General features: G+C 70.7%; 25 protein-coding genes. 8 read left to right on the top strand and 17 right to left on the bottom strand.

The window, feature by feature from the left end:
- From ABGA98_RS17990 to ABGA98_RS17965, 6 genes are all read right to left on the bottom strand, one after another.
- Window positions 1-803, bottom strand: an 803-nt coding sequence (locus ABGA98_RS17990) for a reverse transcriptase domain-containing protein (protein WP_347619452.1), incomplete at its 3' end; no start/stop codon positions are given.
- 502 nt (window positions 804-1305) lie between these two features.
- The gene (locus tag ABGA98_RS17985; protein WP_347619451.1) at window positions 1306-1629 is read right to left on the bottom strand and encodes a transposase; all 324 of its coding nucleotides are present in this window, start codon (window positions 1627-1629) and stop codon (window positions 1306-1308) included.
- 381 nt (window positions 1630-2010) lie between these two features.
- Window positions 2011-3273: a PP2C family protein-serine/threonine phosphatase gene (locus ABGA98_RS17980; protein WP_347619450.1), complete on the bottom strand. Its 1263-nt coding sequence runs from the start codon at window positions 3271-3273 to the stop codon at window positions 2011-2013.
- Between the two features lie 106 nt (window positions 3274-3379).
- Window positions 3380-4399, bottom strand: coding sequence for an acyl-CoA desaturase (locus tag ABGA98_RS17975; RefSeq protein ID WP_347619449.1), 1020 nt, complete (start codon window positions 4397-4399; stop codon window positions 3380-3382).
- Between the two features lie 5 nt (window positions 4400-4404).
- Complete coding sequence (locus tag ABGA98_RS17970; protein WP_347619448.1) at window positions 4405-4728, bottom strand: STAS domain-containing protein; 324 nt, start codon at window positions 4726-4728, stop codon at window positions 4405-4407.
- A 122-nt stretch (window positions 4729-4850) separates the two neighbouring features.
- The gene (locus tag ABGA98_RS17965; protein WP_347619447.1) at window positions 4851-5438 is read right to left on the bottom strand and encodes a DUF5994 family protein; all 588 of its coding nucleotides are present in this window, start codon (window positions 5436-5438) and stop codon (window positions 4851-4853) included.
- A 252-nt stretch (window positions 5439-5690) separates the two neighbouring features.
- Here ABGA98_RS17965 and ABGA98_RS17960 point away from each other — a divergent pair, with 252 nt between their 5' ends.
- Entirely contained in the window at window positions 5691-5951 is a 261-nt protein-coding gene (locus ABGA98_RS17960; RefSeq protein ID WP_347619446.1) for a hypothetical protein, read from the top strand.
- On the opposite strand, the gene ABGA98_RS17955 is transcribed toward ABGA98_RS17960, so the two are convergent.
- Both ABGA98_RS17955 and ABGA98_RS17950 read right to left on the bottom strand, forming a co-directional pair.
- Window positions 5881-6270, bottom strand: coding sequence for a CGNR zinc finger domain-containing protein (locus tag ABGA98_RS17955; protein WP_347619445.1), 390 nt, complete (start codon window positions 6268-6270; stop codon window positions 5881-5883). The two genes, ABGA98_RS17960 and ABGA98_RS17955, sit on opposite strands and share 71 nt — an antisense overlap.
- Window positions 6271-6274: 4 nt before the next feature.
- A complete protein-coding gene (locus ABGA98_RS17950; RefSeq protein ID WP_347619444.1) occupies window positions 6275-6616 on the bottom strand; it encodes a VOC family protein in 342 nt (113 codons plus the stop codon).
- A gap of 63 nt (window positions 6617-6679) precedes the next feature.
- On the opposite strand from ABGA98_RS17950, the gene ABGA98_RS17945 reads away from it, so the two are divergent.
- On the top strand, window positions 6680-7015 hold the full coding sequence (locus ABGA98_RS17945) for a metalloregulator ArsR/SmtB family transcription factor (RefSeq protein ID WP_347619468.1): 336 nt from the start codon (window positions 6680-6682) through the stop codon (window positions 7013-7015).
- A complete protein-coding gene (locus ABGA98_RS17940) occupies window positions 7012-7434 on the top strand; it encodes an SRPBCC domain-containing protein (RefSeq protein WP_347619443.1) in 423 nt (140 codons plus the stop codon). The genes ABGA98_RS17945 and ABGA98_RS17940 overlap by 4 nt, the downstream gene beginning before the upstream one ends.
- Here ABGA98_RS17940 and ABGA98_RS17935 read toward each other — a convergent pair.
- The 4 genes from ABGA98_RS17935 to ABGA98_RS17920 are packed head-to-tail and all read right to left on the bottom strand — an operon-like array spanning window position 7431 to window position 10013.
- A complete protein-coding gene (locus ABGA98_RS17935; RefSeq protein WP_132599661.1) occupies window positions 7431-7643 on the bottom strand; it encodes a hypothetical protein in 213 nt (70 codons plus the stop codon). The two genes, ABGA98_RS17940 and ABGA98_RS17935, sit on opposite strands and share 4 nt — an antisense overlap.
- A gap of 3 nt (window positions 7644-7646) precedes the next feature.
- Window positions 7647-8381 carry an alpha/beta hydrolase gene (locus ABGA98_RS17930; protein WP_347619442.1) on the bottom strand — a complete coding sequence of 245 codons (735 nt, stop codon included), beginning with the start codon at window positions 8379-8381 and terminating at the stop codon, window positions 7647-7649.
- Window positions 8378-8989 carry a LysE family translocator gene (locus tag ABGA98_RS17925; RefSeq protein ID WP_347619441.1) on the bottom strand — a complete coding sequence of 204 codons (612 nt, stop codon included), beginning with the start codon at window positions 8987-8989 and terminating at the stop codon, window positions 8378-8380. Before ABGA98_RS17925 ends, ABGA98_RS17930 begins: the two co-directional genes overlap by 4 nt.
- 40 nt (window positions 8990-9029) lie before the next feature.
- Window positions 9030-10013 carry a YafY family protein gene (locus tag ABGA98_RS17920; RefSeq protein ID WP_347619440.1) on the bottom strand — a complete coding sequence of 328 codons (984 nt, stop codon included), beginning with the start codon at window positions 10011-10013 and terminating at the stop codon, window positions 9030-9032.
- A gap of 34 nt (window positions 10014-10047) precedes the next feature.
- On the opposite strand from ABGA98_RS17920, the gene ABGA98_RS17915 reads away from it, so the two are divergent.
- Window positions 10048-10188, top strand: coding sequence for a hypothetical protein (locus ABGA98_RS17915; RefSeq protein WP_347619439.1), 141 nt, complete (start codon window positions 10048-10050; stop codon window positions 10186-10188).
- A gap of 111 nt (window positions 10189-10299) precedes the next feature.
- On the opposite strand, the gene ABGA98_RS17910 is transcribed toward ABGA98_RS17915, so the two are convergent.
- From ABGA98_RS17910 to ABGA98_RS17900, 3 genes are all read right to left on the bottom strand, one after another.
- A complete protein-coding gene (locus tag ABGA98_RS17910) occupies window positions 10300-11061 on the bottom strand; it encodes a TSUP family transporter (RefSeq protein WP_347619438.1) in 762 nt (253 codons plus the stop codon).
- Window positions 11062-11140: 79 nt separating this feature from the next.
- A complete protein-coding gene (locus ABGA98_RS17905; protein WP_347619437.1) occupies window positions 11141-11758 on the bottom strand; it encodes an ATP-dependent Clp protease proteolytic subunit in 618 nt (205 codons plus the stop codon).
- A 222-nt stretch (window positions 11759-11980) separates the two neighbouring features.
- Window positions 11981-12544 (bottom strand): ATP-dependent Clp protease proteolytic subunit, encoded by a 564-nt coding sequence (locus ABGA98_RS17900; RefSeq protein ID WP_347619436.1) that lies wholly within the window; start codon window positions 12542-12544, stop codon window positions 11981-11983.
- Between the two features lie 143 nt (window positions 12545-12687).
- Here ABGA98_RS17900 and ABGA98_RS17895 point away from each other — a divergent pair, with 143 nt between their 5' ends.
- Window positions 12688-13977: a histidine kinase gene (locus ABGA98_RS17895; RefSeq protein WP_347619435.1), complete on the top strand. Its 1290-nt coding sequence runs from the start codon at window positions 12688-12690 to the stop codon at window positions 13975-13977.
- The gene (locus ABGA98_RS17890) at window positions 13974-14627 is read left to right on the top strand and encodes a response regulator transcription factor (protein ID WP_347619434.1); all 654 of its coding nucleotides are present in this window, start codon (window positions 13974-13976) and stop codon (window positions 14625-14627) included. Before ABGA98_RS17895 ends, ABGA98_RS17890 begins: the two co-directional genes overlap by 4 nt.
- Before the next feature lie 24 nt (window positions 14628-14651).
- Here ABGA98_RS17890 and ABGA98_RS17885 read toward each other — a convergent pair whose 3' ends face one another.
- Window positions 14652-15515 (bottom strand): DUF2268 domain-containing putative Zn-dependent protease, encoded by an 864-nt coding sequence (locus ABGA98_RS17885; RefSeq protein WP_347619433.1) that lies wholly within the window; start codon window positions 15513-15515, stop codon window positions 14652-14654.
- Between the two features lie 61 nt (window positions 15516-15576).
- Window positions 15577-16350 (bottom strand): hypothetical protein, encoded by a 774-nt coding sequence (locus ABGA98_RS17880; RefSeq protein ID WP_347619432.1) that lies wholly within the window; start codon window positions 16348-16350, stop codon window positions 15577-15579.
- 56 nt (window positions 16351-16406) lie between these two features.
- Between ABGA98_RS17880 and ABGA98_RS17875 the strand changes: the two genes are divergently transcribed.
- Window positions 16407-17408 (top strand): AAA family ATPase, encoded by a 1002-nt coding sequence (locus tag ABGA98_RS17875; protein WP_347619431.1) that lies wholly within the window; start codon window positions 16407-16409, stop codon window positions 17406-17408.
- A 4-nt stretch (window positions 17409-17412) separates the two neighbouring features.
- Window positions 17413-18345 carry a DUF58 domain-containing protein gene (locus tag ABGA98_RS17870; RefSeq protein WP_347619430.1) on the top strand — a complete coding sequence of 311 codons (933 nt, stop codon included), beginning with the start codon at window positions 17413-17415 and terminating at the stop codon, window positions 18343-18345.
- Window positions 18346-18387 lie beyond the last annotated feature (42 nt).

Below are 18387 nucleotides of genomic sequence, written 5' to 3'. Positions count from 1 at the left end.
GCAGGCCCTCCCGGCAGCCGGGCGATGTGCTCGTCCAGCACGGACAGGGCCACGTTGCTGAGCAGCGGAGACAAGATCGATCCTTGCGGAGTGCCGGTTTCGGTGTCTCGCAGCAGGCCATCCTCGGTCAGGATGCCCGCCTTCAGAAACGCCTTCACCAAGCTCAGGACGCGTTTGTCTCCGACTCGTTCCCGCACGCGTTCCATAAGAGCCGGATGCGAGATCTCATCGAAACATGCCTTGATGTCGCCTTCTACTATCCACTCGTACTTCTTGGACGTGAGCAGGCGAACCTCGGCCACCGCGTCATGGGCTCGGCGATTAGGCCGGAAGCCATACGAGCACGGCAGGAAATCCGCCTCGAAAATTGGCTCCAGGACCAGCTTCAAGGATGCTTGGACCACCCGATCGGCCACGGTCGAGATGCCCAGGCGACGCATCTTGCCGCTCGCCTTGGGGATCATCCGTTCCCGCGCCGGTTCCGGCCGGAAGCTGCGGTCCTTCAAAGAGGCACGCAGCCGATCGAGGAACTCCTCGACTCCGACCCTCGCTTCGATATAGAAGGCCGACCGGCCATCCACACCAGCTGAGCGGGCACCCTTGTTGCTCCGCACCCGACCCCACGCCACCAACAAGAACGCGGGATCACAGACGAGGTTGAACAAATCATCGAACCGGCAATGGCGATCATCACCAGCCCATCGGTGCAGCTTGGCCTGGATCTCCAGTACCCGGCGCTCGGCCCTGTAAAGGGAATACTCCAGCTCCGGCCCGCCGGCATTCACCAGCGTCACTCCTGGCATTCCAGCCTCCTTGCCGCTGACTTGCTGGCTCCCTTCCCCATGTGCACACCTTTCGCGTGCCCGGAGTACTACGGAGCCTCCGCCCCGCCTACGGCCTGCAATCGGCAACGGATCTGCCCGCCTGCCGGGACTGGCTGCCTGGCCAGGGAGGGCGACCGCAGACGGTTCCCACGTTCACTGCGTACCGATCGACCAGGTAGGCGCCCAGCTATACCCCGACAGCATCGTCACGGCTACGCCGCAGACCTTCACCCTGACCACCCTGGTTAGCCTTTCCAGCTTGCTCCAGGGGGGCGGCTCCCGCTTCACTACCGAGAGCCACGTACTGCTCACCGTCCCCTATCCACCAGATTTGAGACGGCACTACTCTTACGGGGCTTCAACCACTGATTCGCTTCCGCTGCACCTTCTGGTCTCGATTGCCGAGCCCACCCCATCTGGCGGTGCTGAGACGTCTCGGCTTTGTCGGAGCTGCTTCCCGCCTTCCCCTGCGTTCCCCGGCTCAGGCTGCTCCCATCTTCGATAGGACCGCTGCGACGGCCCCACGGTCGAGGTCTTTCACCTCCACTCGGTCGCGCAACGCCTCGTGGCGCACGGCGAAGTAGTAGTACGTGGCGCTCTTGGGCGGCAGATCATGCGGGAGGTAGTCCCATTGGACGCCGGTTCGTCCCTGGTAGCGGATCGCGTTGACGATCTCACGTAACTCGTAGTTGCCGTGGTGGCCGCTGACGGATGGGTGTGTGGCCTTCCATGCCGTGAGCACTGGCTCGATCAGCGCCCACTGTGCGTCGGTTAAGTCGCTGGGGTACGGCTTGCGCTCGGTCACGCGGCCATCCCAGCACATCCTGCCCTGACGACCGGCGGTAACGCTACAAATCCATACGATCACACTGCGACATCACGGACATAAGCTCGCGGAACGCACTCTGACAACCGGCCGAGACAGCGCCCCAGGTCAGGGTGTCCCGTATAGGTGTTCCGCGACAAGCCTCCGGGTAAAACCCCCAAGCGATCACATACCGACGCGGGACGTCACACTTCGCTCAAGATCATTCTCACCGCCAACCGGCTGTTCCTGGGCTCCCCGACCCCAGAGACCGAAAGCAGCCACGGCCGACCCGACACCACCAAGCCCGCACCCCACCCGCCTGCACCACACCGCGACCGCGCCACCAGGCGAGTGCCGCGTTATCTCCAGGCCGCACACTCATGTTGCCTGTTGCGGCACCGGCACCCTGACGTTCTCCAAAATGAGGTGCTGTTGCCGCTTGGTACGCCACTCGACCGTCAGGACGGTGGCGTCGTCCTGGAGCCGGCCGCGCTGGCGCTTCAGGATGGTCTGGATCAGCCGGCGCAGGGTTTCCGGAGCCGACGTGCCGTCGGCCTCGCGGCGGACGATGAAGTCGATGAAGCGCTCCAGCCCGAACATCTGCCCGTCCGGGCTCTGGGCCTCGATGATGCCGTCGGTGTAGAACAGCAGCCGGTCCCCGGGTTCGAGCTGGTAGCGCAGCAGGCCGGTGAACAGTCCCAGGCCGAAACCCATCGGCGGATCTGGCGCGCCGCTCAAGGTGGCGACCTGCTGGCCACCTCGGATCACCAGGGGCGGATGGTGGCCTCGGTTGACCCAGCTCAACCGGCCGGTCCGCAGGTCCAGATCGGCCAGGACGCCCGTGGCGAAGCGTCCGGTGAACTGCTCGGCGATCACGGCGTCGATCGCCTCGCTGGTGGCGGGCAGATCTTTGCCCTGGCGGCGGCTGGTGCGAGCGGACCCCATGGCGATGGTGGCGGTCAGCCCGGCCGCGGCGTCGTGCCCCATCGCGTCGAAGATCGACACATGCAGGGTGTCGTCGTCGATCGCGTAGTCGTAAGCGTCGCCGCCCACCTCGTAGGCGGGCTCCAGCACGGCGCTGACCACCACCCTGTCGTCGGCGAAGGTTCTCGGCGGGAGCAGGTTCCACAGCACCTCAGCCGACAGTGTCATCGGCTGAGCGCGGACCAGGCGCGTATAGGAGTCGCTGTGCGGGCGTTTGCTGATCAGCAGCAGCGAGACGAGCAAGGCCAGCCGGCCGGCCAGCAACGCAACGCCTTGTGACTCCCGCGGCACGGTCACTTCCAGGACACCGATCCGCTCGGTGCCGTTCAGCAACGGCACCCACAGTCGCTGCGGCCCGTCCCCGGCCGGCGACGCCCGCACCGTCTCGGGCGCGGCGGGATCCAGCAGGTGCCGAGCCTGGACGATCTCCACGCTGCGGAAGGCGCGCCCGGCCATGGAGGCGTCGATGCGGATCGGTTCGGGTGGCTCGCCGAACTCGCCGTGCCGCCCGGCCAACGGCACCAGCATCTGCTGCTGCAGGTCAGCTACGTAGATCATGGTGTGGGAGAAACCGGCCAGCCGTCCGTACGCGGCGACCAGGCCCGGCAGATCCTCCATCGCAGCCAGCTGGCTGGCACCCAGCAAGCCGCCCAGCATCCGCTCACCATCACCTGTCACTCTGGCGCCTTCCCTGGAGATCCTCCCCTCACCATAGATCTTCTCTCCGTCCGGAACGAGCTTCTCTCAAGCGTGCTGACCAGGGCTAACGTCCCCCGGGCGCGCCGGGGCGGGTGCTGGAGCGCAGCGTGTGTTTGCCGGCCACCGTGCGATGGTGGCCGAGGACGTCGGCGGGCTGCCAGTGCACGTCGGTGGCCCAGTTCAGGCGTTCGAACAGGCCGATGAGCGCGGCCGAGGGGTCGATCTGGCGAGGGCTGCGGCCGTGCCGGGCGCAGTTGGGCCGGCTGTGGTGGCCGTTGTGCCAGCTTTCTCCGAAGGACAGCAGAGCCAGCGGCCACAGGTCGGTGGAGCGGTCGTGGCGGCGGGTGGTGTGCGGCCGCTCGCCGATCATGTGGCACAGGGAGTTGACGCTCCAGGTGACGTGCTGCAGCAGGGCGATGCGGACCAGTCCGGCCCAGATGAACGCGGTCAGACCGCCGTACAGGCTGCCGCTGATCGCCCAGCCCGCCGCGAACGGCAGGATCAGGGAGGCGGCGCACAAGGCGGGGAAGGCGCGTGAGATGCGCAGCATGGCCGGGTCGTTGCGGAGCAGGTCGGGAGCATACCGTGTGGCCGAGGTGGGTTCGCTGGAGAACAGCCAGCCCAGGTGGGCGTGGGCCAGGCCGCGCAGTTGCCCGCCAAGACCGGTGCCGTAGCGGTAGGGAGAGTGCGGGTCGCCGGGCCGGTCGGTGAAGGCGTGGTGGCGGCGGTGGACGGCCACCCAGTCGATGAGGTTGCCCTGGAAGCTCATCGATCCGGCCATGGCCAGGATGACGCGTAGCCAGGGGCGGGCGGTGAAGGAGCGGTGGGTCAGCAGCCGGTGGAAGCCGACCGTCACGCCCAGCCCGGTCACCATGTAGAAGGCGGCGGCCAGCAGCAGGTCGGTGAGGGTGATCCCGCTGCCCCACGCCAGCCAGATGCCGGCGCCCAGCGCGATGAACGGCGCGATGACGATCGTCGCGGTCAGCGTCACCGGGACGATACCGGCCCGCGCGGGCGCGGCGGGGCGGGGGAACGGCGCATTGCCGTCATAGCCCGCCTCGGCGGCGGTGCGGGTGGTCGGCATGCCGGTCACGCCATGATCGGGAAGTGGTGGTCCAGGCCGGTGATGCTCAGCAGCCGGGCCACGCTCGGGGGAACACCGGTCAGGGCCAGCGTGATGCCTCGTGTCCGGGCACGGCCTTGCACGCCGATCAGCACGCCGATCCCGCCTGCCCCGCAGAAGGTGACCTGGGACAGATCCAGGATGAGCAGGTCGGTGCTGTGGTCGAGGGCGTTGATCAGCCTCTGGCGCAGGCGGGCTGTGGTGAAGATGTCGATGTCCCCCGACAGGTGCACAAGGGTCGGCGTCGAGGCGCTCGCCCCGGCGAGCGGGGCGGTGTCGATGACGGTCATGGAAGTCCTCCTCACGGGAGACGCTGAAAGGTGCTGGGATGCCTGCCGGCCGAAGATCGGCCCGCCGCCAGTACGGGCGGTGCCAGGGCCGCTCGATCCGGCCGGCAGGCGGCACACGGGGGTCATGGCGACGTTGCCGGCCGGCCCATGGATGGCTGCGCCGCCTGCCCGATGACCGACCCGCCCTCGTCCTCCCAGCGGGCCGAGTCGTCGGCCGTCGCGCGCGGAGCGGGGGCGGCCGACAGATGCGCGAGGGTGAGGATGGCGTCGATGTCCAAGCCGGCGATGTCCTGGGCGGTGAGCTTGAGCGTGGCCCGGGCGGCGCCGGCGGCGGTGCCTGACGGGATGATCAGCAGGACGACCGGCTCGCCGGCGGCGAAGCTGAGAGTGATCACGCGCGGGTCGGTGTGGCGGAACCAGCCGACGCGGACCTGACGCCCGCGCGCCGGGATGCGGCGTGGGATGTTCTGCCACGCATCGCCGTGCAGGCCGATGCGGAGCGTGACCCGATCCAGCAGCCGGTCCACGGCGCCGATGAGGCCGGGCAGTTCGGCGGCCGCGTCGCGGGAGGAGGGCCACCAGGCCCCGTCCACCACAGCCAGCCGGTTCGGCACCGGGCGGAGACTGAGCCGTAGCGCGGAATCGACCCGAGGGATCGCGGGCGAGGCTGAGCTGAGCGGTGCGGGTTGAGAAAGAAGTGTCGGCGTCATGGTCGCCTGACCTGTCCAGGCCCTCGAAGAGGCCGGTGGTGGTTCGCCGGGGGCGACGCAGACCTGAATGCCAACGCTCGAAAAGACCTCGGTATCTCCACTCTATCTCACGATTCCCGAAGTCGACCCGGTCGCGGCGTGGGTGCCGGCCCCTTCCCATCGGCGCGGGCCGCCAGCGAATGGAGCGCAGCTGCCTACAGCGTTCGACCCTGGGCAGGGGTCCCTTGCGGATTATGGCGAAAGGAGCCGGCCGTGCGGGAGAATGTCGCACTGATCATTCGTTTCCACCTGATGGGCGGCGAAGACGTCTCCGTGATGAGCGGGGACTTCGACGGGGAGCCGGAGGCGGTGGCGGCGATCGCTCGTGCTGTGGACGAGCGACGCAGCCTGGTGTTGATGCGGGCGAGATATGACCGTGAGGACGACGTGCACGGCGTGGTCGTCAACCTCGCCAACGTGGTGTCGGTGCGTGTGTCGAAGACGGACAGTGCCGAGGCGGGCCAGTACCTCTAGCAGCGGGCTCCACGAGAACAACCCCGCCAATCTCCACCTCGCACCCCACAGAGTAGGGGCGTCTGGGGCAGGCCTGAGATGAAGGGGGGAGGGCTGGCTGATCGTTGCCGCCGGGGACGGCGACCCGAGCGCCGGTCGCCGGCCCTTTCCTCGCAGGACGGGCCACTGCCCCTTGCAGGCGTACGTGGCCTGCCCCCCGGTAGGCGCCGGCCCTGGCGCGATTCCGGCAGGACACGCCGCAGAACCGGCGCGAGGCGTTCCTCGTGACGTCGAAGAACACCAGGTCGCAACCGCTCGCGCCACGGGAGCGCCTGACCATCGGATCAGCCGAACCCCGGGGCGGGCTGCCACAGGCTGATCTGGGTGCCCTGGTCGTCGGTGCAGGAACAGCCGCGCCCCGACCGGCCGGCGAACACCTCCCCGGTGCTGCCGCCCAGCTTGCGCACCTGCTCGACCGCCGCCTCGATGTCGTCCACGTGGTAGTAGAGGTTCGGCTGCGCGCTGGGCTCGCCGGCGACGAAGCCCATCGGCACAGCGGTGTTGGTGACATGCAGGTACGTGTCGCGCTCGCGCCTGAACTCCCAGCCCAGCAGCGGCCCGTAGAAGGCGGCTGCCCTGTCGATGTCCCGGACGGACAGGGTGTAGTAACCGAGATCGGCGGCCATGGGCGTACCTCCGCAATAATTGTCGCTATCGTTAAGGAGAGAGCCTAACAAAAGGCGGCAACCATTAACAACAACGTTAACGATCTGGACGGCACGCTCGCGGCGCTCGCCGACCCCACCAGGCGCAAGGTCATCGACCTGCTCCGCGACGGGCCACGCCCGGCCGGCGAGCTCGCGCAGGCCGTGCAGATGAGCGCGCCCGCCCTCAGCAGGCACCTGCGCGTGTTGCGGGCGGGCGGTCTCGTGCAGGCCGAGGCCGGCGGTGACGACGCCCGGCTGCGCCTCTACACCCTGCGCCAGGAGCCGTTCACGGCGCTGCAGGCCTGGCTCGACCAGGTGCAGGCGTTCTGGGCCGAACAGCTCGGCTCGTTCAAGGACCACGTGGAGCGTGACGGATGAGCTCCGTGCGGGCCAGCGTCACCGTCCCCGTCGAGCCCGCGGACGCGTTCCGCGCCTTCACCGACGAGATCGACAGCTGGTGGGTGCGCGGCCGCCACAGCTGGGTCGATCCCGCCCGCGCGGTCGGCATCCGCTTCGAGGACGGCTATCTGCGCGAGCTGTGGTCCGACGGCGGCCACGTCGACACCGGCAGGGTCCTCACCTGGGATCCGCCGCACCGCCTGGCATGGGCCGACCTGATCAACAAGACCGGGCGGATGGAGATCGAGGTCTCCTTCACCTCCGTCACGGGCGGCACCGAGGTCCTGCTGGAACACCGCGGCCTGGACACGCTGCCGCCCGACGTCGCCGATCGAATCCGGCGCGGCTACTCCTGGCAGATCGCGCTGCGCTGGTTCGCCGGCCGGTGGGTGACCTAGCGGCGGCCGTACTTCTTGTGCACGGCCTGCTTGCTCACGCCGACCGCCTCGGCGATCTGCGCCCAGGCCAGCCCGGCCACCCTGGCCCGCCGCACCTGGACCGCCTCCAGACGTTCGATCTCCCGGCGCAGCGCGGTCGTGGCGTGCAGGGCCCGCAGCGGATCATCGTCCTGCGCCTGCCTCATGAGGGTCGCCAGGTCGTTCGTCATGCACTAAAGGTAATCCAGCAGCAGCGCGCTGATCTCCTCAGGACGTTCGAGCGCCGGCAGGTGCCCGGCCCACTCCAGCTCCACCAGCCGCGCCCGGGGCAGCTCGGCGGCCAGGTGGCGGGCGGAGGCCGTGAAGTACGGCAGGTCGTGCCCGCCGGCCACCACCAGCGCCGGCACGTCGATCGCTCGCGCCGACAGCTCCCCCTCGACCTGCTCGGGCTCGGGGTCGGCGGCCAGCTGCACCTCGAAGGCGTGCCGCTGCATCGCCACCAGCCGATCCCACGCCTCCGGGGAGGCCTCGGGACCGAGGAGGGTGCGCGCGTTCAGCTCGGCCGCGCCCTGCGCGTCGCCCTCCTCCAGCAGGCGCTCCTCCTCGTCCCAGTACGCCCGCAGGTCCGGCGTGGGAGGCAGGTCCGAGATCGGGTTCAGCAGCACCAGCCGGTCGGCCAGCCCGGCCGCGGCCAGCTCCAGCGCCACCCGGCCCGCGCCCGACGAGGAGACCAGCGCCGCACGGCTGATCTCCAGCGCGGCCAGCAGGCGGGCCACGTCACCGCTGTCGCTGTACGGCCCGTCGGCACGGTAGGGGCTGCGCCCGTACCCGCGGAAATCCACCTTGATCACCCGGAACCGCTCGGACAGCGCCTCCCACTGCGCGTCCCACATGCCGGAGTCGGCCGCCGTCGAGTGCAGCAGCACCACGGGCTCGCCCGTCCCCCGCTCGTCGTGCCAGATCGTCATCGCGACTCCACCGCCAGCCGTACGCCCAGCCCGATCAGCACCACGCCGGAGACCTGCTCCAGCCGCCGCCGCACCGCGGTCCGGCCCAGCCACGCCTTGGCCCGCGCGACGGTCCAGATGACCAGCGTGTACCAGAGGAGGTCGACCAGCACCCACACGAGGGCGAGCGTGACCAGCGTGAACGGCACGTTCTGGCCCGCCGGCACGAACTGCGGCAGGAACGACATCGCGAACACCGCCGCCTTCGGATTGGCCAGGCACGTCCCGAGCCCGGCCAGGTAGGGCCCGCGCAGTCCTCCCACCACCTCGCCTTCGGCGGGCGGCAACCCCTTGCGGGCCTGCCACAGCGCCTGCGCGCCCATGACGACCAGCGCCACCGCGCCTGCGACCCGCATGGCGTCGTAGGCCAGCTGCGAGGCCACCAGCAGTGCCGACAGGCCGGAGGCGGCGCCCAGCCCCCACAGCAGGATGCCGGTCTCGTTGCCGAGTGTGGCGGCCAGGCCCGAGCCACGGCCCGCACGCAGCGTCTGGCGCATGATGACGGCGGTGCTCACCCCTGGCGCCATGGCCACCAGGACGCACGCGCCCGCGAAAGCGAGAAGAAACATGCCGGAATGCTGGCAGAGTCGAGGCCCGGATATCGCCTCATTATTCGTACAACTTGCCGAGCTCGGCGACCGCCTCACGCATGAGGGCCCGCAGCTCCGGCGGCTCCAGCACCTCGACGTCGGCGCCCATGCGCAGCAGCAGCCAGCGGGCGTGCGAGAGGGACTCGACCGGCACGGTGAGCGTGAGCCACCCCTCAGGGTCGGGCTCCCCCGCCGCGGCCAGCGCCGCGCCGACGACCTCGCCGCCCATCGTGTACGCCAGCAGCTCGCCTCTGCCGGGCGCTAGCCTGATGACGACCTCGGCGGTGTACATGCGCTCGCGGAACTCCTGGGCGTACGCGCGCCAGAACCCGCCCAGCTCGAACCCCTCCGGGCGGCTGAACCGCCCCGGCAGCGTCTCGACGGTCAGGATTCGCGCCACCCGGTACGTCCGGGGATCGCCGCCGGGCGTGCCGTCCGCCGGTGCGGCGACCAAGTACCAGGAACCGCCCTTGAGCACCAGCCCGTACGGATGGATGACCCGCTCGACCTCACGTGGCCCCCAGCGGCGGTAGGTCATGCGCAGCGGCCGCTGCTCCCACACCGCCTCGGCCACCTCGGTCAGGTGCGGCACGTCGTCGCTCGTGCGGTACCAGCCCGGCACGTCCAGCAGGAAACGCTCGCGCATCCGGGAGGCGTGCGAGCGCGGCTCGGGCGGGAGCGCGGCCAGCAGTTTCAGCTCGGCGTTGGCGGCCACCTCCGCCAGCCCCAGCTCGGCGGCCGGGCCGGGCAGCCCCGCCAGGAACAGCGAGGAGGCCTCCTCGGAGGTCAGCCCGTTGAGCCGGGTGCGGTAGCCGTCGAGCAGCTGGTAGCCGCCCGCAGGCCCGCGGTCGGCGTAGACCGGCACGCCGGCCGCCGACAGCGCCTCGACGTCGCGGTAGACCGTGCGTACCGACACCTCCAGTTCGGCCGCCAGCTCGGGCGCGGTCATGCGGCCACGCGACTGCAGGAGCAGGAGCAGCGAGAGCAGGCGGCTGGCACGCATGGCCACAGTGTATTTGCGCACATAACTCGTGTTTGTGCTGCTGCGCGGTGAGGAGGCCCTCAGTGCGGTCTGCCCGATCTCCCGGCTCGACGTCGTGGTGACCGGCCCCGGCCTCCCGCCCGGGGAGCGCGAGGCCCTCTCGGCGGCCGGCGTGAGAGTCAGGCAGGCCGGATGAGACGCCGCGTTCTCCGTCACGATGACCGCGGGACGGCTGGCGGGCGACCGGCCGGCCCGCCAGGCTGAGGCCGTCTGGGGTTCCCGTCGGAGGGCCGGCGCCGGATGGATGTCAGCCGAACTGCTGCCAGCCCAGCCTGACCACCATGGCCGCCACCACGCACAGCAGGATGACGCGTACGAAGCCGGCGCCCCGCCTGAGCGCCATGCGCGCACCGAGCTGGGCGCCGGCCACGTTGCACACCGCCATGCCCAGCCCCAGGGCCCACTGCACGTGCCCCTGCGCCCCGAACACCAGCAGCGCCCCCAGGTTCGTCCCGATGTTGATGATCTTCGCGGACGCGGAGGCCGAGACGAAGTCCAGACCGAGGATGGCGGTGAAGGCGATGATGAGGAACGTTCCCGTGCCGGGGCCCATGATGCCGTCGTAGAAGGCGATGCCCACCCCCGCCGTCGCCACCGCAGCGGCCACCCGGCCCTGGGTGCGCAGGTGCGGCTCCGGCACGGCGCCCATGGCCGGTCGCAGCGTCACGAACGCCGCCACCGCCAGCAGCACCACCATGACGGCCGGCCGCAGCACCTCGGCCGAGATCGACGCCGCCGCCCACGCCCCGAGCCCGGCGCTGAGCACCGCCAGCGCGGCGCCCGGCAGCGCCACCTGCCGGTCGACCTTGGTGGAGCGCGCGTAGGCCACGGCCGCCGACGCGGTGCCGAAGACGGAGGAGAACTTGTTGGTGGCCATCGCCTCGACCGTCGGCATGCCGGTCACCATGATCGCGGGCAGCTGCAGCAGCCCGCCGCCGCCCACGACGGCGTCGACCCACCCCGCTCCCGCGGCGGCGCACAGCAACATCAGGACCTGCTCCAGCGGCACGCCACTCCCCCGATTTCCCCCAAGAAACCTCAAGAGTGTACAAGTCGTGCGTCAGCCGCCGGTGAGGGGATCCGGGCGGTCAGCGGGCCCCGGCCGGCGTGCGCTTCCTGGAGGCGTAGATGTCGTCCACCAGCCCGTAGGAGCGGGCCTGCTCGGCCGTGAAGATACGGTCGCGCTCGATGTCCTTCCTGATCTCCAGCGTGCCCCGCCCGGTGTGCCGCGACAGGATCTCCTCCTGCTGGTCGCGCATGCGCAGGATCTCTCTGGCGTGGATCTCCAGGTCGCTGCCCTGCCCGCGCCCGCCCTCCGTGGCCGGCTGGTGCAGCAGGACGCGCGCGTGCGGCAGCGCCGCCCGCTTGCCCGGGGAACCGGCCGCCAGCAGCACCGCCGCCGCCGAGGACGCCTCGCCGATGCAGACCGTGTGGATCTCCGGCCGGACGAACTGCATCGTGTCGTAGATGGCCGCCATCGCCGTGAACGACCCACCCGGCGAGTTGATGTAGATGTTGATGTCCTGGTCGGGGTCGAGCGACTCCAGCGTGAGCAACTGCGCCATCACGTCGTTGGCCACGGTGTCGTCGATCGGCGCGCCCATGAAGATGACGCGGTCCTCGAACAGCTTGGTGTAGGGGGTCATCTCCTTCATGCCGTAGGAGGTGCGTTCGGTGAACGAGGGCAGCACGTAACGGCCGTTCATCGGACTTTCCTTTCGCCGGAGCCCTCGGGCTCGAGCCCTGGGGAGGAAACGGACCGCCGCGTGGCGGTGCGTGGATCGACGGTTCGCCGTCCGGGCGAAACGTCGCATGCGGGAAACGGCGGTGCACCTGTGTGCGAGCCGGAACCGCCTGTGACACCCGCGGGAAGGTCCGGCCGGTGAGCGCGCGGACCTCCCGGATGAGTCCGTGAGGGGGGACTCACCTCAGTTCATCCCTTCCGCGATGTGGTCGACGAAGCCGTAGTCGAGCGCCTCGCGGGCGGTGAACCAGTGGTCGCGGTCGGAGTCGGCCTGGATGCGCTCCAGCGGCTGGCCGGTGTGGTGGGCGATGATCTCGGCCATCCTGCGCTTGGTGAAGAGCATGTTCTCGGCCTGGATCGCGATGTCGCTGGCCGAGCCGCCGATGCCGCCGAGCGGCTGGTGCATGACGATGCGGGCGTTGGGCAGGGCGTAGCGCTTGCCCTTGGCCCCCGCCGAGAGCAGCACCTGGCCCATCGACGCGGCGAACCCCATCGCCACCGTCGCCACGTCGCACGGCACGAACTGCATCATGTCGTAGAGCGCCAGCCCCGCATGCACGGAACCGCCGGGAGAATTGATGTAAAGGGTGATGTCGCGCGCGGGATCCTCGGCCGCCAGCAAAAGCAGCTCGCCGCATAGCCGGTTGCAGATCTCGTCGTCGACCTCCTGGCCGAGAACGAGGATGCGCTCCTTCAGCAGGCGCTGGCTGAGCTGGTCAGGCCACTGTGCGCGCTGGGTCTCCGTCATGACCGTCACCTTCCTGTGCGGGTATTTCCGCGAAAAACGCTAGTGCGGGAAGGCGCCAATGAAGAATTGTTTTCGCTGGCGGCGCATTTCTCTAAGGGCGCATTATTCTGTGAGCGAATAAACATCGACATATAATCGCCGGTGTGAGAAGGAACCTGCCGCGCCGGTGGGCGTGCCTCATCCTGGGCGGCGCGCTGCTGATGCCGTACATGATGGTCGGCGTCCTGGTCGCGGCGATCTGGCAGGGCGAGAACGCCAACGTCCTGCTGCCCACCCAGATCGGCGTGTTCGTGGCGGTGCTGCCCGTGGTGGCGGCGACTGGGCTGTTCCTGCCGGTGCGGGGGCTGGAGGTGAACGCGGCGCAGGGCCTGCTCGGGGCGCACGTCGAGACCCCGCCGCGGCAGGCGGGCCGCTCCTGGCAGGAGCGCCGCCGGACCGCGGCCTGGTTCACGCTGCACCTGGCGGTCGGCGGCGTGGTCAGCGGCTGCACGCTGGCGATCGTGCCGTTCACGGCCTTCACGCTCCTGCTGCCCATCGTCGGCAACCCGACGCCGGTGTTCGGCGCCGTCGTCACGCCGGGGTGGAACGCGGTGTCGTGGGCGCTGGGCGGGCTCGCGACGCTGGCGGCGCTGGTCGTCGTGGCCGCGGGGGCGGGCGCGCTGCTGGCCAGGCTGGCGCCCGTCCTGCTCGGCCCCACCCCGGCCGAGCGCCTGGCCGCCGCCGAGGAGCAGGCCCGTACGCTGGCCGAGCGCAACCGGCTGGCCCGCGAGCTGCACGACTCGGTCGGCCACGCGCTGAGCGTCGTCACCCTGCAGGCCGCGGCCGCGGGCCGGGTGCTCGACCACGACCCCGGCACGGCCAAGACCGCGCTGGCCGCCATCGAGCAGTCCGCCCGCGCCGCCCTCGACGACCTCGACCACGTCCTGGGCGTGCTGCGCGACGGCGACCGCGGCGGCGCCCGCGACAGCCTCCACGCTGGCACCCGCAGCGGCGACCACAACGGCACCCGCGACAGCCTCCACGGTGGCGCCCGCGACGGCGGCGGTGCGGCCGGCAGGCGCCCGCAGGCCACGCTCGCCGATCTCGGCGACCTCGTCGCCGCCTCGGGCGCGCAGGTGCGGCAGGACGTCGGCGACCTGTCCGGCGTGCCCGCCGTCGTCTCCCGGGAGGGTTACCGCATCCTGCAGGAGGCGCTCACCAACGCCATCAAGCACGGCCGGGGCCCGGTGCTTCTGTCGGCCGGCGTCCAGGACGGCGAGCTGCGGCTCGAGGTCACCAACGCCGCCGGAGGCGACGGCGCCCGCCCGTCGGGGGGCAGGGGCGTGGCGGGCATGCGCGAGCGCGTGCGCCTGCTCGACGGCGACCTCCACGCCGGCCCCACCCAGGCCGGGTGGACGGTCTCCGCGCGTCTGCCGCTACGGTCGAGTCCATGACTCTCACAGTCGTCATCGCCGACGACGAGGACCTCATCAGGGCCGGCCTGCGCATCATCATCGACGCAGAGCCCGGCCTGAGCGTGGTGGGCGAGGCCGCCGACGGCGCCGCGGTCCTGCCCGTCGTCCGCCGCGAGCGCCCCGACCTCGTGCTGATGGACGTGCGTATGCCCGCACTCGACGGCATCCAGGCCACCGAGCGGCTCATGGCGCTGGACGACCCGCCCAAGGTGCTGGTGGTGACGACCTTCGAGAACGACGACTACGTCTACGACGCGCTGCGCGCGGGGGCCAGCGGCTTCCTGCTCAAACGCGCCAGGCCCGACGAGCTGGTGCAGGCCGTCAAGCTGGTCGCGGCCGGCGAGTCGCTGCTGTTCCCCGCCGCGATCCGCACCCTCGCCGGACGCCGCCAGGAGACCGCCTTCTCGCCCGCCAAGGTGCCGGGCATCGACCGGCTCACCGGGCGCGAGGGCGACGTGCTGCGCCTGATGACCAGGGGCCTGTCCAACCACGAGATCGCCGCCGAGCTGGTCGTCAGCCAGGAGACCGTCAAGACGCACGTCGGCAACGTGCTGGCCAAGCTGGGGGCCCGTGACCGCACGCAGGCGGTGATCGCCGCCTACGAGTCCGGCTTCGTCTCCCCCGGCTGAGACCACCCGCTGACCACCCGCTGACTACCCGCGCAGGCCCGCGCGCCTCATCAGCTCGGCGGCCGGCAGCACGGTCGCCTCGGCCGCCGTCAGCCCGGTGGCCTCCAGGATCTGGTCGACGAGCCGCAGCCCCACCGCATATCCCGCCATGTCGGGAATGCCGCGCGGCTCCTGCCCGAAGTTGCGCGTCGCGCTGTCGCCCAGCACGTACGCCGGCGTGTTCTGCATCCCGGCGAGGTCGAAGGCCGCCATGATCTTCTCGTACGCCAGGTCGTACCTCTCCCCCGTCACCATCGACGACCACGGCCCCATCGCCTGCGCCCCCGACAGCTCCCGCACGAACGCCTCCGCCAGCCCTTCGGCCAGCACGTGCTCGCCGACGGTCACGGTGACCGGGTTCCACTCGACGTTGGTGTAGCGCACGCCGTGGTGGAACTCGTGCACCGCGAGATGCCCGATCTTGCCGATCACCTCGTCTGACGGCCAGGCCAGCAGGTAGATCATGCCCGGCGCGCCGCCCATGCCGTAGTAGCCGCCGGCCGTCGTCATGAGGTGCTCGTTGTCGGGGTTGCCCATGACGAACCACACGTCCAGCGTGTCGCCCTGCTTGGCCCGGGACAGGCGTTCGGAGGCACGGGTCAGCTCACGCCGCACCTGGCCCAGCACATCGGCCTCGATCATGCGCTCGACGGCGGGCAGGTAGCGCGGATCCTCGGCGTCGGCCCGGAAGCCGCCGCCGTTGTGGTGGATGTCGACGATGTCGCCCGGCATCGGGATCGCGTCGCGCAGCGGCGCCAGCATCTCCCGCAGCGCGTCCGGCCGCCGGTCGAGCGGCCCGCCCAACATCCCGGCCATCGGCGTCAACGTGTCATGAATGATGAACTCCATGGCGCAGGACCCTAAAGTCTCACGTTACGTGAGGGTCAAACGCGTTACCGGCCCCGGCGCGTCAGAGCTCCGGCTCTTCGCCGCTCTCGTCGCCCGGCGACTCTCCCGGCGTTCCCGGCCCGGTCCGGCTGGGCTCGGGCGACTGCGACGGCGAGGGCTGCGGCTCGGGAGTCTCCGGCGTCGGCGGCGGCGTCGGCACGAACACCGTCGGCGGCAGCTGCCTGGGCTGCGGCTCGCTGTCCTGCCGGCCGAGCACCAGCAGCAGGAGGATGGTTGTCACCAGGAGCAGCAGCAGCACCAGGGCCAGCGCGGCCATCAGCACCCGCTTGCGCGTCTCGGTCAGCGGCCTGCGCCGCCTGGTCAGCCGGGGCAGCGCCGGCGCGCGGTCGGTCAGCCAGTACGGTACGAAGTCCGGCCCGTGAGCCTCCCCGATGAGCGTCCCGCCCACCATCACCGGTTCCAGGAACCGTTCCGCCCCCGGCCGGCCCGGCGCGTACGGCACCGCCACCCACGGCGCCCGCCCGCCGTCCATGTCGAGCACCTCGGGGGCGCCCTCCAGCACCGCGGCACGCGGCCGCGCCGCCCGCCCGAGCCATCCGCGCATCCCGGACGGCCGGCTCTCACCGGCGTCCTTGATGGCCGTCACGAAGCGGTCGCGCGCGGCGGCGTCGAGCGCGGCGCCTCTGGTGAGCACCGCCAGCGACACGGCGCGCCCGTCGGGCGCCTGGCCCAGGTACACGAAACCGGCCGGCGCCGTCTGCAGGCGCGCCCGCACCAGGTAGGGCCCCAGCCGGGGCGGATCGCCGTACTGCAGGGGACTTGCCACGTTTGCCATGAAAGCACAGACGTGGCGTCGTGCGAGTTTGCGGCACGTTTGGTGGAATGGGGCTCATGAGCGTCGCCGAAGAATTGCCGGGCGGAAACGACGCGGCACTGCTGCGTCAAAGTCTCGACGAGGTCCGGCGTGTCATCGTCGGACAGGACCACATGGTCGAAAGACTCATCGTGGCCCTGCTGGCCCGCGGGCACTGCCTGCTGGAAGGAGTTCCCGGCGTCGCCAAGACCCTCGCCGCGTCCACGCTGGCCACCGTCGTGGGCGGCACGTTCGCCCGCATCCAGTTCACCCCCGACCTCGTGCCGAGCGACATCATCGGCACCCGCGTCTTCCACCCCTCCAACGAGAAGTTCGACGTCGAGCTCGGTCCCGTGTTCGTCAACTTCCTGCTGGCCGACGAGATCAACCGCGCCCCCGCCAAGGTCCAGTCCGCGCTGCTGGAGGTCATGGCCGAGCGCCAGGTCACCCTGGCCGGCGTCACCCACCCGCTGCCCAAGCCGTTCATCGTGCTGGCCACCCAGAACCCCATCGAGTCCGAGGGCGTCTATCCCCTGCCCGAGGTGCAGCGCGACCGCTTCCTCTTCCGGGTGCGGGTGCCCCACCCCAGCGCCCACGAGGAGCTGGAGATCCTGCACCGGATGAGCGTCACCCCGCCCGTCCCCGACCGGGTGCTCGACCCCGCCAAGCTGCTGACGCTGCAGAAGGCCGCCGAGGACGTCTCGGTCCACCAGCTCGTCGCCGACTACGTGGTACGCCTGGTCATGTCCACCCGCTCCCCCGGCGAGTACGGCCTCGACGAGCTGGCCGACACCATCGAGATCGGCGTCAGCCCCCGCGCCACGCTGGGCCTGGTCTCCGCCGGGCGGGCGCTGGCCCTGCTGCGGGGCCGCGACTACCTGCTGCCCGACGACGTGCGCGACGTGGCCGTGGACGTCATGTCGCACCGGCTGATGCTCACCTTCGACGCCCTGGCGGACGGCGTCGACCCCGAGCAGGTCGTCCGGCAGATCCTGCACGCCGTGCCCCCGCCCGTCGTCGTCTGGAACCAGAACCGGTGACCCGATGAACACCGCCGAGCAGGCGCTGCGCCGGCTGGAGCTGACCGTCACCCGGCGGCTCGACGGGCTGCTGCACGGCGCGCACCAGGGGCTGCTGCCCGGCCCCGGCAGCGAGGCCGGCGACAGCCGCGTCTACGTGCCCGGCGAGGACGATGTGCGCCGGATGGACTGGGCCGTCACCGCCCGCACCACCATCCCCCACGTACGCGACCTGATCGCCGATCGCGAGCTGGAGACGTGGGCGCTGGCCGACCTGTCGCCCAGCATGGACTTCGGCACCGCCGACACCGACAAGCGCGACCTGGTGGTGGCGGCGGTCGGCGCGATCGGGTTCCTGTCCAGCAGGATGGGCGACCGGTTCGGCGCGCTGGTGATCCACGACGAGTACGTTCACCGCATGCCCGCCCGCACCGGCCGCCCCGCCCTGTACGGGCTGCTCCACTCCCTCATGGACGCCCCCCGCGGCCAGATCGTGCCGGACCCGCCCGACCTGGCCGAGGGCATCGAGGTGCTGTCGGCCAGCCGCAGGCGGCGCGGCATGCGGCTGATCGTCTCCGACTTCCTCGACGCCCACCCCGACCTCGACCCCGACGCCGAACGCCCGTGGGAGCGCCCCATCAGGCGCCTGGCGGCCCGCCACCAGGTGCTGGCCGTCGAGGTGATCGACCCGCGCGAGCTGGAGCTGCCCGACGTGGGCCGGGTCGCGTTCGCCGACCCCGAGACCGGGAACGAACGCGAAGTGCATCTTTCACCCAAAATCCGGCAAGCTTATGCCGAAGCGGCAGCCCAGCAACGCGAGGGCACCCGCCGGGCGCTGCGCCGCGCCGGCATCGCCCACCTCGTGCTGCGCACCGACCGCGACTGGGTGTTCGACGTGGCACAGTTCGTCCTGCGCCAGCGCCGCATGAGCCACCTGGCCCACCGGAGACCCGTGTGAGCGAGCGAAACGAGGAGACCATCACCGACGCTATCGTGGTCA

Origin of the sequence: Nonomuraea sp. B1E8 (assembly GCF_039871515.1) — a bacterium.
In the GTDB taxonomy this organism is placed as follows: Bacteria; Actinomycetota; Actinomycetes; order Streptosporangiales; family Streptosporangiaceae; genus Nonomuraea.
The sequence above is the reverse complement of the archived record's forward strand: the minus strand, read 5'-3'. Positions and strand labels throughout refer to the sequence as shown.